This window comes from Neobacillus sp. S1227 (assembly GCF_055385255.1).
The window spans coordinates 2,470,470-2,484,415 of sequence record NZ_AP038276.1; the positions used below are offsets into that span (position 1 = coordinate 2,470,470).

A 13,946-nucleotide genomic window follows, 5' to 3' on the forward strand; every position below is an offset into this window, starting at 1 on the left:
TTTTGCGTGCTTATTGATTAGTATCCAGCGTATATGTTGACCAACATATACAAAAATAATAGAGGAAAATGAAACAAATATTTAGTATAATTGTTTTTTGAATGTATTGTTAAGGAGAATTATTACCCATGAATCAGGCTATTACCTTGAAGGATAAAATAAAACAAATCTTCGTTCTGTTAATTCCAATTTTAATTACCCAGCTGGGGATGTTTTCCATGGTGTTTTTCAATACAATCATGTCGGGAAAATATCATTCAACCGACCTTGCAGGTGTCGCGATTGGTTCTTCGATTTGGAATCCGATTTTTACAGGCTTGAGCGGCATTCTCCTGGCAGTATCGCCGATTGCTGCACAGTATTTTGGTGAAAAAAAAAGCCATGAAGTTGCAGCCGTTGTTAAGCATGGTGTGTATCTTTCCATCATGTTAACATTGGTTATCATTGTTTTTGGTTTCTTTTTATTAGCACCGGCTTTAGTGACAATGAACCTTCCAAAAGGCGTACAGGATACAGCTTTTAATTATCTTGTCGGGCTAAGTTATGGGATTTTGCCGCTTTTCATTTTTAATGTATTACGCTCGTTTATTTATGCTTTGGGAAAAACCCGTGTTGTTATGGTAATCATGATATCTTCCCTGCCGGTAAATTTTCTGTTAAACTATTTGTTTATTTTTGGGAAATGGGGTTTTCCTGAGTTAGGTGGTGCTGGTGCCGGTTATGCTACATCGATTACTTATTGGGTGATTTTAGCTTTTACGGTTTTGATTGTCTTAAAACAAGAACCGTTCTCTGCGTACCCTGTGTTTAGCAATATGAAGCAGTTTTCGTGGACGAAGTGCAGAGAGATTTTACAAATTGGTGTGCCGATGGGGTTATCGACGTTTTTTGAAACAAGCATGTTTGCAGTCGTTACTATATTAATTAGTAAATTTAATGTAACAACAGTTGCTGCTTATCAATCGGCCTTGAACATCGTGTCGTTCCTGTACATGATACCTATCAGCATTTCAATGGCTCAGACGGTCCTAGTCGGATATGAAGTGGGTGCCCGCCGCTATAGGGATGCTAAGGTCTATAGCTGGTTAGGAATTTTCTTAGCGGTGGTAACCGCACTTGTGACAGGATTATTTGTGGTTGCTTTTCGCTACAAGGTTGCAGGGTTTTACTCGAACGAGGCTGCCGTTATTAGTCTGACAGCAAACTTCTTGATTTTTGCCTTATTTTTTCAAATTTCTGATGCCATCCAGGCAACTGCCCAGGCAGCGTTAAGGGGATATAAAGATGTGAATCTGGCATTCATCATGACCTTAGTTGCCTACTGGCTCATCTGTTTGCCCGCCGGATACCTATTGGCACATTATACCGGATTAGGGGCAAGAGGTTACTGGATCGGCCTCACTATCGGTCTCCTCGCCGCAGGAATCGCCTTATCCATCCGGCTCATCTACATCCAAAAACACAAGTTTACTAACGTTGAAATGTTGGACGTGGGGTAATTCTGCCTGAAACACTATTTCACTAAATCAATAATACTTAAATCCTATTAAATAAATGAAATGACGCCATTCAATCAGAATGGCGTCATTTTGTTAAAAAAACTTTTTTATACCAAATAATTTTAGTAATGGATTTTGGTTTTTATCTGTGATTTGCAGTTCATTCATAACTAATTTTTCTTGATTATCAGTGATCCACTTTTTTAATTCTTGCTTATCCCTGCATTGTGTATAATATGTTTCCCCACCCTTACCAAGAGCATTGACAACATATCTACAAGTGTTCCCCATAATGCCCACCTTTACGTGTGTAATATATTTATATATTGCATTATAACAGGCTTTTAAAAATAGTCCATCGTTATTTTGTATCAAATTTATACAAATTTTTCATATTCTCCTAGATGCTGATTCATAGATTTGGCTTTTCTCAATAGGCAAATTACCATTTAAATAATATTTTCGGAGGAAAATTTATCTTCCTTTTTATTTACGGAATATCTTGATAATTTTTACTTCTGAAAAAAACTAAACATTATTTTTATATAGTTCTCTTTGTTAATATTGTAGAAAAGTGATGAATTTATTGATAATTTATGGTAACTAAAACTATAATTAAAATAAACCGACTGGTCATAATATTTTTTTTCAGCAAAAGGAGGAACAGCCATGCCGCCAATTGTATCCGATTCCTATAAAGAAAAAAAGCGTAAGGAGATATTGGATAGCGCTCTTGTCTGCTTTGCTCAGAAAGGATTCCTTGTTGCTACCGTTGACGACATTGTGCAGCATTCCGGAATTAGCAAAGGTGCCATCTATAATTATTTCAAAAGCAAAGATGAAATTTTCCTGGAATTGATGAAGGTGAGTACAGAAGCTACCTATGAAAGACTAATTGGGGAATTGGGGAAATGCGCCAATTCCATAGATAAAATCATACATCTATTTCATATGTATTTATCACCAAAGGATCGAGAAGATATCGGCAATATTGTTGTCCACGATGAATTTAAACTTCATGCCTCTCGTCACCCAGAATTATTGGAAAAATTAAACCAGCGAAGACACGAGTATTTTATACAGCTTTTTTCACAGATCATTAAAGATGGCCAACATTCAGGAGAGATAAAGAAGGACCTGAAGCCAGACATTTATGCCAATGTATTTTGGTCAATGATTGATGGGGCAATGATACAAACTATCTATCTAGACTTCCCATGTAATGATGTGATTAATGAGATGAAGGAAATGTTTTTAAGAAAAATAAAGGCTTAGTCTGACAAGAACCGCATGTGGAATAAACTTTTTCCAGATGCGGCTTTTTCAAAAATTCCAGCGCAAAATCATTGTATTCAGCATAAGTATATAATAAAATTTAAATAGACTTAACAGTCTATTTGGGGAAAGCATTTTTTTTAGAGATTAAATAAACCGACTGGTCATTTTAAAAAGTGAAAGGAAGGTGGGAAAATTATGACTCTAAATATATTGTTTTTTACTATCACCATCACAAAACGAACAAAAAGTCTAAAAGAGGCAGTACAGGATGTTTATATAGAAAAACTACATGAAGAGAATAAAAATCAACGTATTTCGATGAGGTATTTTAAATAATCATGAAAGTTAGGGCGGAGGCCCTAGCTTTTTTTTTTGCTTAGTTTGAACCGGATGAATGGTCCCAAGAGGCCCGCTTATAACGAGAACCGTTCCCACGCCTCATTTTTGACAATCGTGTGCACAAAATGAACAAAATGACTATTAAGGTTTTAATGCTGTTTAAGTTTATAAACTTTTAATATTCTAAATTTTTCGTAGAATAAAGGAAACGTTTACAAGGGGGATTAATAAGATGTTCAGTATTAAAATTTGCATCAGTGGTGACTGCAGGAGCTTTGGCATTAAGCCTTGCTGCATATAGCAGCGGTGCCAGTAAAGAATCTTCAAGCCCAGCAGCCAAAAAAGAAGAAGGGGCAGACTATCCAACGAAAGCCATCACATTTGTTGCACCATCTGGGGCAGGCGGTGGCTGGGATTTAACAGAACGCCTTTCACAAAAATCTTAAGCGAAACCAAATTGGTGGAACAGCCGTTAACAGTTATACAAGAGGCAATTAGTATCGGTGTTTTTGATTACATCATTAAACCAGTTGTCTTTGAGCGTTTCAAACAATCATTGCTGCGGTATCAAGAGTTTCATAGAAAGCTTGTCAAATTGGGAAAAGATTATCCGCACGTTAGCAACAGATCGACCAGCTGTTTCGCAAGAGTGTTATGGCTTCCACAGGAGCGGGGGACAAGCCTTACCTTCCAAAGGGCATCGACCCGCTAACTTTAGATAAGGTAATGGAAGTACTTGGACGAGCAGAGGGCGGTCTCACCGCGGTACGCGTCGCCAAAGAAATCGGCGTCAGCCGCACCACTGCCCGCCGTTGCCTCGAACATATCGTTGCCGACGACAAAATAGAAGCCGATTTAGCCTATGGTACAGTTGGCCGCCCCGAACGCGTTTATTTAGTGTCAGGCACCACAAAAAGGCAAATGTCTACCTGAGCGGGACACACTTTAAAAAATGGCTCTGTTATTGTTCATTGTTGATTTTCGTGTCGTGTAGGCATGAGAATTCATAGGCGGAGAATTTCCGATTAACACCTCTAAATTAGACAAAATTAAAAGATTTGAATCATTTAAACGGAAAAACTTCCTTTATTGTTAAGGAAATAAGGGTATTTCCCAATTTAGACGGAATTTTTCCGTTTATTTCAAACATAATTAAATCAACATTAAGCTATAACAGAGCTTAAAAAATAAAAAAAGTGTAAGACCTTTTTTAGATTTTGCACTTTTTGTTATTTTGGAAAGTCTATGAGGATTTTGCAGTTTTTCTGATTTTGAATATCCATCTTAGGATCGGCGGGACCGCAAAGTATATAAAAAACAGCCGGAAGAGCTGAAATCCACTCACCATTGATAAGTCCGCCCCAATTGCATGAGCAAGGATGCCCATTTGATCCATTCCTCCAGGGGCGACACTCAAGAAACTGGTAGAAGGAGTGAAATATCGAAAGTATACCAAAAGCAAACTTAATCCTAATGAGCAGAGAATCATCAATCCCCCGCTGATAATGGCAAGGGTAATGACTTTTGTTTTATTTGTCAATTTTTCAGGTTTCAACAATAGTCCTATATAGCCGCCAATCATAAATTGCGACAAGTCTAATTCAGACGGCGTGAGGGCTGGTCCGTGAAGACCGCCAATCGTCAAGACAGCTGTTCCCAATATCGGTCCAAGCAAAAACGGCGTAGGAGCCTTTATTTTTTTCGCTAGCAGGGCACTAAGAACACTAATGACAGCAAATAAAATTAGCATCAGAGGAAAATTTCCAGCAATTGTTTGATCTGCGCTTTGCAAAAGTGATGAACTTGTATGGCCCTTTCCGGTATTCTGAAAAAGCGGTCCGAACACAAGAAACGGAACAAAAAAGATAATCATCATTAATCTGGCAACCTGAAGAAACGTCACCGTTGTAATATCAATTCCCTTCATCTCTTCGGCAAAAGTAATCATTTGCGATAGACCACCGGGGATACTTCCGGTTAGAACAGTTGGATAATCAACGTCAGTGAGCTTTGCTACAACAAAGGCAATGCCGGCACAAAAGCATATTAGTAAAGTAGTCATTAACAACATGGAAGGCAAATTTGCCGCAATTTGATAAAGTGCTGTTCTGGTAAAGGACAGCCCAATTGAATAACCAACAATAATTAATCCAATATCCCGTATCCATCTAGGCCAATATAAATTAATTCGATTAAACCTCGAGCCAATGAATACAGCAGTCATTGGTCCTAAAAGCCAAGGAATGGGGGTATGAAGGATTTGAAATATCAGCGCGCCGGTTAAGGCAATGATGAGTGTTATAATAAATCGATTTGTGTTATTGTCATCAATGTTCAGAAAATTTGTCAACGATAACCCTTCATTCTGGAAATATAATAAGGTGTGATGTTTGAATCTCCACTAATATCATCATTTTACCATGATTTACTGATCCTTGATATTTTAAAGCAATACTTTTTGGAATAAGGGCTTCATGAAGGAGTAAACATATATACAGACTTTGAAGAATAAAGCTAGTTGAAATATGAAATAAAGGAGGTGTTAACGATGCCTGTTATGGAAATGGAAGAAATCAACTTGTACTATACCCAAAATGGCGAGGGAATACCTATTGTGTTTATCCATCCTCCCTTACTTACAAGTGCAAATTTCAAATACCAGATGGATAATTTATCGAAAAATTACAAAGTTATTTGTTTTGATATTCGCGGACATGGTCAGAGTTCTTATTCCAAACAGCCTCTTACCTATCGATTAATTGCGGATGACATCCAAAAACTCTTGGATCACCTGAGTATCGAAAAAGCTTATCTGTGCGGATATTCCACCGGAGGGTCAATTGTTTTGGAATTTTTATTGACAAATCCTGACCGTGCATTAGGCGGCATTATTGTCAGTGGAATGTCTGAGGTATTTGATTGGTATAACGAAAAAAGAATTGTACTAGCAAGGATGCTTGCCAATACAGGAGCCAAACGTTTGCTAGCATTAGGCATTTCCTTGGGCAATTCCGATACAAAAGAAACCTTTAAGAAAATGTATCATGAATCCCTGTTTGGTGATACAAGAAACATCGCTCAATATTTCAACTATAGCTTACAATATAACTGTACTAATCAATTACAGACCATTCGCAACCCGGTTTTGTTAATTTATGGTAAAAAGGACAAAGCCTTTCATAAATATGCAAAAATATTAAATGAAAAGCTCCCTCATAATGAATTAAAGTTTATTGAAGAAAAGCACCAGATACCAACTAAGTCTGCATCTGAGTTTAACCAATTAATAAGAGGGTTTATCCAATTACAAAATTTAAAAAGGGAGGAACCTTAAAGGTTTCTCCTGCAAATATCGTTTTTATCGGAGTTTAAAATAAGAGCAATAACGATTATATGAATAAATAAAGCGGGATAAAAATGGATCCCAAAGTTTTTTCGTAATATGAACAATGAAACTAGCAGCAGTTCCGAATAATGCACTTCTAATAACTTCAATTGGGTAATGATGCCCCATCCAAATCCGCGAGATCCCAATAAATATTCCCAAATACCACATGATTTTGCCAAATATTCGGTGATATAAAAGCACTGAATTAGCTGCTGCAAACGCAAGTATTGTATGTTTACTTAGAAAGGATGAATCCTTTTTTGAAGGAACCGGCGGTAATACATGTACTTCATGGTTCAAAAACGGTCTTGGTTTATAATTGATAAAATTAATTATAGAAGTGACAATGTAGGTTACCCCAACAGAGAATCCCGTTAATAATGTGAGTTTTTTATAGTATTTATTCCTAAACCACAAACTAACTAATAATAAAACATATATATATCGAGCTTTTTTCGAAATAATGATCATAATCATATCCAAAAAATGATAACGTCCAACCAGTTTATTAATTACTTTGAAAATTTCACGATCCATTAAGAAGCCCCTTTCTTTACCTAGATGCTATTATTTCCACAAAACTAGAAGTCCATGTATTGAAAGATACCCATAAAATATTAAACAAACTTAAAAAGGAATCTTAGGTTTTGTGACGAAGTAAAGTTAGGTTTAGAATTGCTGAAAAAAGTGTAAAGAAAGGGACTACTGAAAAAAAATGAACAAACATTTCGTTTTCGTTTATGGAACATTAAGAAGAAATGAGAATTATCATCATTTACTGAAGGGTGCAGAGCTTGTAGTGGAGCAGGCATGGACAAATGGGAGCCTTTTTGATACGGGATTAGGTTATCCTGCCGTGAAGGAATCGCAATCTGAGACAGTTTATGGAGAATTGTACCTTGTTTCAGATGAAGAATTGCGGAGTCTCGACCAATTGGAGGGTTATGAAGAACAAGGCCGCAATAATTTATATGACCGGAACAAGCAGATCATTTATCATGATAGGGGAGAAACGGAAGCCTTTATTTATACCGATGCCAACCACAACAAAAGCATGCTCCAAACGCCAATACCATTGGGAGACTGGAAGGTATATCAGTTTGAGAAACAAAAAGGGAATGTGTTGTATTTCGCTTATGGCAGCTGTTTGGACCATGCCAGGTTTAAGCGCGCTAAGGTCGACCATTTTTTTCAAAATTTAGCAGGGGTTGCAGAGCTTGAGGGTTACACCCTTCGATTTACAAAAAAGCTGCCTGACGGCGGGCGGGCAGACATTGTGGAAGAGGGAGGCGTCGTGGAAGGGAAGGTCTACGAGATTCCATATGAATGTCTCGAATATTTATACCGGCGTGAAGGAGTTTATACTCGCCTCTACCGGCCTGCGTTAATTGACGTCAAGATGGATGGCCGGACAATCCAAGATGTATTAACCTTCATAGTCGTTTCAAAAGACCCTGAAACAGTACCGCCTGACCATTATCTGGAGGAAATTATCCGTGGCGGGAGTGGTTTTTTAAGTGAAACTTATCTTTCGAGGTTGCAGGAACACGTTAAAACACTCTAGTAATTAATAGGAAATTGGTTTTTATAAAAACTAAGCGCCAATCTTGAATACCATCATTTATATCCGTGAATTTTTTAAGGATATCTGTGAATCCTTATTTTCACCTATGAACCGAAAAAAAATTGCCTGGCACTTGGGTAGAAGGCGCCAGGCGATTTTTTCCACACATTCATATCTCAATAATTATTGGCAATATCATCGGTTTTCTTTTCGTTTCTTTGAAGAGATACTGTCCTACAGCCTTCTTGATGTTTTGTTTGATGACGTTCCATTGCCGGATGTTTTCTTCCTGTAAGTCATTGACCGTCTTCTTGACAAGGCTGTTAATTTCTCTCATTAAATTTTCAGATTCCTTTACATACACAAATCCGCGTGTAATTGTGTCGGGTCCTTGGATAATTCTTTGGTCCCGTTTGCTCAACGTTAAGACGATTACAAGCATGCCGTCTTCAGACAATTGCCGCCGATCACGCAGCACAATCTCTCCCACATCACCGACACTCACCCCGTCAACATATGTATCACCAGCAGGTACGGATCTTGTCTGCCTCGCAACTCCGTTTTGAATATCCACTACATCCCCATTCCGGATAATAAAGGTATTTCCTTTTTCAACTCCAACCGATTCCGCAAGCATGCGGTGATGGTGAAGCATCCGGTATTCGCCGTGAATCGGAATAAAATAGGTGGGCTTCATCAACGTAAGCATCAGCTTCAGGTCTTCCTGGTAACCATGGCCCGATACATGCATCCCGGTTGAGCTTCCGGATCCGTAAATAACATGCGCGCCGCGCTGAAACAAGTTATCGATAATTCGGGAAACATCCTTTTCGTTCCCGGGAATGGGTGACGCTGCTAGAATAACAGTATCATCGGGATAAATCGAAGCATCCCGATAGCTTCCGTTCGCCAGCCGCCCGAGAGCGGCATTAGGCTCGCCCTGGCTTCCAGTACATAGGATGGCGACTCGTTCAGGGGCGAGTTTTTCGATTTCGCTTGCTTCTATCAGCATCCCTTCCGGTACATGCAAATACCCACGTTCGATGGCAACATCTACGACATTCACCATACTTCGGCCCAGTAAAGCCAGTTTTCGATTTGTCTCCATACATGCTTCGACGACTTGCTGGACTCGATTAACATTGGAAGCAAAAGTCGAAACGAAAATTTTTCCCCTGGCCCGAAGAAAAGCTTCCAACATATGGCTGCCCACCATTTGCTCAGAAGGAGTGATCCCTTTTCTTTCTGCGTTCGTACTTTCCGAAATTAACGCCAAAACGCCTTTTTGACCAATATCAGCCATTTTATGTATATCGGAATATTGGTTATTGGCCGGTGTTAGATCAAATTTAAAGTCCCCCGTATGAACGACATTCCCCTCCGGCGTATGAAAAACAATCCCGAGACAATCAGGAATGCTATGGCTGACTTTGAAGAAGGAAACTTTAATATCGCCAAATTCTAACTCTGAATCAGCATCAATCGGTACAAGCTTTGTATCCCGTTTGAGCCTGTGCTCATCTAATTTTAATTCAATTAAACCGAGTGTAAAACGTGTTGCATAAACAGGTACATTTAATTTTTTTAAAAAATATGGGACTCCGCCAATGTGGTCTTCATGCCCATGGGTCACAACTAAAGCACGGATTTTCTCACGGTTTTCTTCCAAATAGGTCACATCTGGGATAATTAAATCAATTCCAAGCAAGCTTTCATCAGGAAACATTCCGCCGGCATCAATCACCACGATGTCATTAGCATATTGAATCACATACATGTTTTTACCAATTTCGTTTATGCCGCCTAAAGCAAAAATGGATAAGGTGTTGTTACTCACTTTGTCTTCCTCCCGAAACAATCTATTTTTCATAATATACCCAGAGAAACCTTCATTAATTTACCGGTAACACCATATTTTTTGAAAAATCCATACCGCAGAAATTGATGCGGAGGTACCACCAATTTCTGCGGTGGGTTATCTAAAAGTCTGCGGTTAGAAGAAGAGGTAACCGCCGTAAAATGAAATTATGAATAAGGGAGGGGATTCATTTATGAGTACACAACAAAAAAAGAAAAGTAAAAAGAAGATAGTAATTTGGTCAATAGTTGGGCTATTAGCAATAGTCATTATTTCAGCAGTAATCTTTACGCCAAAGGGATTAGGGACTTTCGAAAAGGAAACAGCTCAAATTGACGACATTACCACCTATTACACCTTTTCAGGTACGGTCGAAGCTAAAAACAGAAAGACAATTACTAGTGATGCTCCAATGCAGATTAAGGAGGTAAAGGTGAGTACAGGCGACCAGGTGAAAAACGGCGATGTCTTGTTAGAAACGAAGGATGGTAAAAAAATAAAAGCAGCAATCAACGGAGAAATCACAGAAATCTATGTAGAAAAAAATGCAGAGGTTATGGCAGGGGCACAATTAGTCGACATCGTCGATTATGCCATTTTACAAACAACTGTTAAAGTTGACGAATATGACCTAAAATACCTTTCCGTTGGTCAAGAAGTGAATATTACTGTAAATGCGCTGGAAAAGGAAATAAAAGGAACAGTCTCTGGCATTTCCAAGGAAGCAGCCAATGAAAATGGTGTTTCCTATTTTAAGGCGACGATTGATCTCAACCCAGACGAAGCGATTAAAGTCGGCATGAGCACAGAAGCGAAAATATTGAAACAAAATGTATCGGGAATCATTACGCTCTCCATGAAAGCCATCAATTTTGACAGCAAAAATAAACCGTATGTTTTAATTCCTTCAGAAAAAGGTGCCCAAGTCAAGAAATATGTTCAAACCGGCATTAACGACGGTACAATTATCGAGATTAAAGAAGGTATTGACGCGGGTGATGTAGTGATGATCGTCAATAAAGAAAATTCATCACCGGCGATGTTGCATGGAGGTAATCCATAATGAGCGGACCAATTCTAAACATGACTCAAATCACAAAAACGTACGTGATGGGTGAGGAAGAGCAGGTTGTCTTAAATAATATTAATCTAACAGTAAATAAAGGGGATTTTGTAGCTATCTTAGGACCATCTGGTTCAGGGAAATCAACATTGATGAATATTATAGGATGCCTCGATTCCCCGACAAGTGGTGATTATTATTTGTCGAATCAAAAGGTTGATGAACTGGATGAATCATCTCTTGCAGCTATCCGCAACAAGGAGGTCGGCTTTATTTTTCAGCAATTCCAGCTGCTGCCACGACTTAATGCAATACAAAATGTGGAGCTTCCTCTCGTTTATGCCAGATTACAGGAAAAGGAACGAAAACAAAGAGCAAGGGAAATGCTCGAAAGGGTAGGACTTGGTGAAAAACTGCAAAATCGCCCGAATCAGCTTTCCGGAGGGCAGCAGCAGAGGGTAGCCATTGCACGTGCAATGGTGACGAACCCAACCATTTTGCTGGCTGATGAACCGACTGGGGCACTCGATCAAAAAACGGGTCAGCAAATCATGGAGCTATTTCATGAGCTTCATGAAGAAGGAAAAACGATTGTCATGATTACACATGATATCGAAATTGCGAAAAATGCCAGCAGAATTGTCCGCATATTAGATGGCAAACTGAGAGAGGAGTTTGCTTATGTTTAAAGAGAATATCAAAATGTCCTGGATGAATCTGATCCATAACAAAATGCGCTCGTTTTTAACCATGCTAGGGATTGTGATTGGTGTTGCTTCCATCATTGCCTTGATTACGATTGTGAAAGGTGCGATGGACGGGATGACAAGCGAGTTTTCTTCCTTCGGGGCCGATAAAATAACTGTTCAAGCCATCGGAACACCACTTAAACAAGGCTTACTCGACAGCGACATTCAAAAACTATCAGAAATCGAGAATGTTGCCGGAGTATCACCGACTCTTACCGGAAACACAACAGTGGTCTATAACGGAAATGAAAAAAAGGATGTGTTCGTTCAGGGGAAAAATGATGTGTATTTTACTAAGACTAAGGACCTGATTGAAACTGGCAGGGGCATCAATATTTTGGATATTGATAGTGAAAATAATGTATGCCTTATTGGGGCCGATATTGCAGAGGAACTGTTTTGGGGGGAGGACCCGATTGGCAAAAAAATGCTGATAGCCGGCGTAACCTACACAGTGATTGGAACACTTCAAAGATCAAGCAGTTTTTCGGATTCGTCTAATAATGATGCGGTCATTATTCCTTATACCACTTCGATGAGCCTGCTAGGAACCGGATATATTAACAATGTTGACGTGTTTATGAGTGATGCAAATGATTCTGAAAAAATAACCAGTGATATCGAAGCTGTTTTAAACCAGTCATTTAACTACAATAAAGACGGATTTACCATCATTAATATGCAGGATATGCTGTCATCCATAAATAGGGTAACAACCATGATGTCACTCATGCTGGGCGGGATTGCCTCCATTTCTCTAATCGTTGGCGGGATTGGGATTATGAATATGATGCTTGTTTCTGTCACAGAGAGAACGACTGAAATCGGGTTAAGAAAAGCCCTTGGAGCAGAGCCTAAGCGGATTCAACAGCAGTTTCTCCTGGAGGCGGTATTTTTATCACTCTTTGGCGGAACGATTGGCTTATTGCTAGGTGTGTTAATAGCTTACGCTGTATGTTTTTTGATCGGGGCAAGTTTTGCACTTTCAGCATTTACTGTTGTGCTAGCGTTTGGCTTCTCCGCTGCTATTGGGATTATATTTGGTATTGCTCCAGCACGCAAGGCCTCAAGGCTTAATCCAATTGACGCGTTAAGAAGTGTATAAGAAATAAAATAATTAATGACAGAGGCCGATGCAGATCCGGCCTTTTTGATTGAAAGAAAAAGATTGCAGGGAGCCATCATATCTTTGCGGGGGAGACTACATAAATTGCGGTAAGAAGAGATCCAAACTGAAATATGATAAAAGCATACCAAATAATTCAACGAGAGGAGAAAACAAGATGAAATCCAATGTAAGGAATATCGTTGCGGGTGTCTTATTGTCATTGCTGACTGTTAGACTTTTTTATAGTTTTACCATCCCAGTTTCGTATCAATTATTTACATTATTTCTGGCTTTTACAGCCTGTGTGTACGCGGGAGCTGCATTATCGGATGCGCGGTTAACGTGGCTCTCTATTGAATCTGTAATGGCATTGCTGTTTTTTAATTGTGCTGTCTGGGGCTTATTGTACTCTCCCATCTGGGTTGGCGCAGGGTTTATCCTACACGGGATCTGGGATATACTCTATCATCCAAAAATAATTAAAACAAAAGTGGTAAGATGGTTTCCGCCATTGTGCGCTGCATTTGATTTTATTGTGGCTATTTTCGTGTTTAGGTTTTATTAGATTGATGGGAAAGGAAGATTGAAATGAACTCTCTATTATTAGAGTGGGGATTATTCTCCTTTATGATTGGCATTGTTTTATCATTACCGCTTGCGGCAGTTTATTATCAGAAAGAAACAATTATGACAAAGGTTTTTACGAATGCCAGAAACCTTAAATCGGCCCACCTTGACTTTTTCATGCAATCGTTTGCATTAGGGTTGGCTTACCTGTTGGAATTATCCTTCCAAACAGAAATTCCCCTGTATGTAGTTTTACCGCAAATTTATGGCACCATCATGAACCCTACAATCTTGTTATTGGAAGCAACACCTTATATCCGAACAAGAGGAATGCAAACTTTTTATAAAGTGCTAAGGGGAACGAGTCCGCTGGCACTGATGTTCGCGTGGTTTGCAATAGCATTTCTATTTCTCCCCATGCTCCTAAAAATTATCCTTTTGGTAGTGGTGATGATTGGACTAATCGGTTATTTTACCCTTCTTTTCGATAAAAATAAACAGAGTTAAGATAAAAAAAGTGGATGGTCAATTTT

At 38.9% G+C, this 13,946-nt stretch carries 17 protein-coding genes; 13 read left to right on the forward strand and 4 right to left on the reverse strand.

The annotated features are described in order from the left end of the window. The first annotated feature begins 128 nt into the window (after window positions 1-128). Window positions 129-1,499 (forward strand): MATE family efflux transporter, encoded by a 1,371-nt coding sequence (locus tag ACZ5AE_RS12560; RefSeq protein WP_464572743.1) that lies wholly within the window; start codon window positions 129-131, stop codon window positions 1,497-1,499. 93 nt (window positions 1,500-1,592) lie between these two features. On the opposite strand, the gene ACZ5AE_RS12565 is transcribed toward ACZ5AE_RS12560, so the two are convergent. Continuing rightward, window positions 1,593-1,874 carry a hypothetical protein gene (locus tag ACZ5AE_RS12565; RefSeq protein WP_464572745.1) on the reverse strand — a complete coding sequence of 94 codons (282 nt, stop codon included), beginning with the start codon at window positions 1,872-1,874 and terminating at the stop codon, window positions 1,593-1,595. 294 nt (window positions 1,875-2,168) lie between these two features. Here ACZ5AE_RS12565 and ACZ5AE_RS12570 point away from each other — a divergent pair, with 294 nt between their 5' ends. From ACZ5AE_RS12570 to ACZ5AE_RS12590, 5 genes are all read left to right on the forward strand, one after another. Continuing rightward, on the forward strand, window positions 2,169-2,774 hold the full coding sequence (locus ACZ5AE_RS12570) for a TetR/AcrR family transcriptional regulator (protein ID WP_464572747.1): 606 nt from the start codon (window positions 2,169-2,171) through the stop codon (window positions 2,772-2,774). A 198-nt stretch (window positions 2,775-2,972) separates the two neighbouring features. Beyond that, entirely contained in the window at window positions 2,973-3,113 is a 141-nt protein-coding gene (locus tag ACZ5AE_RS12575; protein WP_464572749.1) for a YrzI family small protein, read from the forward strand. Window positions 3,114-3,373: 260 nt separating this feature from the next. Then, a complete protein-coding gene (locus ACZ5AE_RS12580) occupies window positions 3,374-3,562 on the forward strand; it encodes a hypothetical protein (protein ID WP_464572751.1) in 189 nt (62 codons plus the stop codon). A gap of 14 nt (window positions 3,563-3,576) precedes the next feature. Further along, window positions 3,577-3,828 carry a response regulator gene (locus tag ACZ5AE_RS12585; protein ID WP_464572753.1) on the forward strand — a complete coding sequence of 84 codons (252 nt, stop codon included), beginning with the start codon at window positions 3,577-3,579 and terminating at the stop codon, window positions 3,826-3,828. Between the two features lie 14 nt (window positions 3,829-3,842). Beyond that, window positions 3,843-4,049, forward strand: a complete 207-nt coding sequence (locus tag ACZ5AE_RS12590; RefSeq protein WP_464572755.1) for a helix-turn-helix domain-containing protein — start codon at window positions 3,843-3,845, stop codon at window positions 4,047-4,049. Window positions 4,050-4,359: 310 nt separating this feature from the next. On the opposite strand, the gene ACZ5AE_RS12595 is transcribed toward ACZ5AE_RS12590, so the two are convergent. Beyond that, entirely contained in the window at window positions 4,360-5,466 is a 1,107-nt protein-coding gene (locus tag ACZ5AE_RS12595; protein WP_464572757.1) for an AbrB family transcriptional regulator, read from the reverse strand. Between the two features lie 198 nt (window positions 5,467-5,664). On the opposite strand from ACZ5AE_RS12595, the gene ACZ5AE_RS12600 reads away from it, so the two are divergent. Next, on the forward strand, window positions 5,665-6,450 hold the full coding sequence (locus ACZ5AE_RS12600; protein WP_464572759.1) for an alpha/beta fold hydrolase: 786 nt from the start codon (window positions 5,665-5,667) through the stop codon (window positions 6,448-6,450). 24 nt (window positions 6,451-6,474) lie between these two features. Here the strand turns inward: ACZ5AE_RS12600 and ACZ5AE_RS12605 are convergent, their stop codons facing one another. Beyond that, window positions 6,475-7,041 (reverse strand): phosphatase PAP2 family protein, encoded by a 567-nt coding sequence (locus tag ACZ5AE_RS12605; protein WP_464572761.1) that lies wholly within the window; start codon window positions 7,039-7,041, stop codon window positions 6,475-6,477. 178 nt (window positions 7,042-7,219) lie between these two features. Between ACZ5AE_RS12605 and ACZ5AE_RS12610 the strand changes: the two genes are divergently transcribed. Continuing rightward, on the forward strand, window positions 7,220-8,068 hold the full coding sequence (locus ACZ5AE_RS12610; RefSeq protein ID WP_464572763.1) for a gamma-glutamylcyclotransferase: 849 nt from the start codon (window positions 7,220-7,222) through the stop codon (window positions 8,066-8,068). Window positions 8,069-8,237: 169 nt separating this feature from the next. Here the strand turns inward: ACZ5AE_RS12610 and ACZ5AE_RS12615 are convergent, their stop codons facing one another. Next, on the reverse strand, window positions 8,238-9,938 hold the full coding sequence (locus ACZ5AE_RS12615) for a ribonuclease J (protein ID WP_464572765.1): 1,701 nt from the start codon (window positions 9,936-9,938) through the stop codon (window positions 8,238-8,240). 181 nt (window positions 9,939-10,119) lie between these two features. On the opposite strand from ACZ5AE_RS12615, the gene ACZ5AE_RS12620 reads away from it, so the two are divergent. From ACZ5AE_RS12620 to ACZ5AE_RS12640, 5 genes are all read left to right on the forward strand, one after another. Continuing rightward, on the forward strand, window positions 10,120-10,989 hold the full coding sequence (locus ACZ5AE_RS12620) for an efflux RND transporter periplasmic adaptor subunit (protein WP_464572767.1): 870 nt from the start codon (window positions 10,120-10,122) through the stop codon (window positions 10,987-10,989). 11 nt (window positions 10,990-11,000) lie between these two features. Beyond that, window positions 11,001-11,678: an ABC transporter ATP-binding protein gene (locus tag ACZ5AE_RS12625; protein WP_464573615.1), complete on the forward strand. Its 678-nt coding sequence runs from the start codon at window positions 11,001-11,003 to the stop codon at window positions 11,676-11,678. Next, a complete protein-coding gene (locus ACZ5AE_RS12630) occupies window positions 11,671-12,843 on the forward strand; it encodes an ABC transporter permease (RefSeq protein WP_464572769.1) in 1,173 nt (390 codons plus the stop codon). The genes ACZ5AE_RS12625 and ACZ5AE_RS12630 overlap by 8 nt, the downstream gene beginning before the upstream one ends. A gap of 178 nt (window positions 12,844-13,021) precedes the next feature. Next, window positions 13,022-13,411, forward strand: coding sequence for a DUF6010 family protein (locus ACZ5AE_RS12635; protein ID WP_464572771.1), 390 nt, complete (start codon window positions 13,022-13,024; stop codon window positions 13,409-13,411). Window positions 13,412-13,434: 23 nt separating this feature from the next. Continuing rightward, the gene (locus ACZ5AE_RS12640) at window positions 13,435-13,920 is read left to right on the forward strand and encodes a hypothetical protein (RefSeq protein WP_464572773.1); all 486 of its coding nucleotides are present in this window, start codon (window positions 13,435-13,437) and stop codon (window positions 13,918-13,920) included. The last annotated feature ends 26 nt before the right edge of the window (window positions 13,921-13,946 follow it).

Bases quoted from the DNA above. Each gene is read 5' to 3' on its own strand.
- ACZ5AE_RS12575 (WP_464572749.1), top strand. From the start codon at position 2,973: ATGACTCTAAATATATTGTTTTTTACTATCACCATCACAAAACGAACA.
- ACZ5AE_RS12610 (WP_464572763.1), top strand. From the start codon at position 7,220: ATGAACAAACATTTCGTTTTCGTTTATGGAACATTAAGAAGAAATGAG.
- ACZ5AE_RS12605 (WP_464572761.1), bottom strand. From the start codon at position 7,041: ATGGATCGTGAAATTTTCAAAGTAATTAATAAACTGGTTGGACGTTAT.
- ACZ5AE_RS12635 (WP_464572771.1), top strand. From the start codon at position 13,022: ATGAAATCCAATGTAAGGAATATCGTTGCGGGTGTCTTATTGTCATTG.
- ACZ5AE_RS12600 (WP_464572759.1), top strand. From the start codon at position 5,665: ATGCCTGTTATGGAAATGGAAGAAATCAACTTGTACTATACCCAAAAT.
- ACZ5AE_RS12620 (WP_464572767.1), top strand. From the start codon at position 10,120: ATGAGTACACAACAAAAAAAGAAAAGTAAAAAGAAGATAGTAATTTGG.
- ACZ5AE_RS12630 (WP_464572769.1), top strand. From the start codon at position 11,671: ATGTTTAAAGAGAATATCAAAATGTCCTGGATGAATCTGATCCATAAC.
- ACZ5AE_RS12570 (WP_464572747.1), top strand. From the start codon at position 2,169: ATGCCGCCAATTGTATCCGATTCCTATAAAGAAAAAAAGCGTAAGGAG.
- ACZ5AE_RS12615 (WP_464572765.1), bottom strand. From the start codon at position 9,938: ATGAAAAATAGATTGTTTCGGGAGGAAGACAAAGTGAGTAACAACACC.
- ACZ5AE_RS12590 (WP_464572755.1), top strand. From the start codon at position 3,843: ATGGAAGTACTTGGACGAGCAGAGGGCGGTCTCACCGCGGTACGCGTC.
- ACZ5AE_RS12560 (WP_464572743.1), top strand. From the start codon at position 129: ATGAATCAGGCTATTACCTTGAAGGATAAAATAAAACAAATCTTCGTT.
- ACZ5AE_RS12640 (WP_464572773.1), top strand. From the start codon at position 13,435: ATGAACTCTCTATTATTAGAGTGGGGATTATTCTCCTTTATGATTGGC.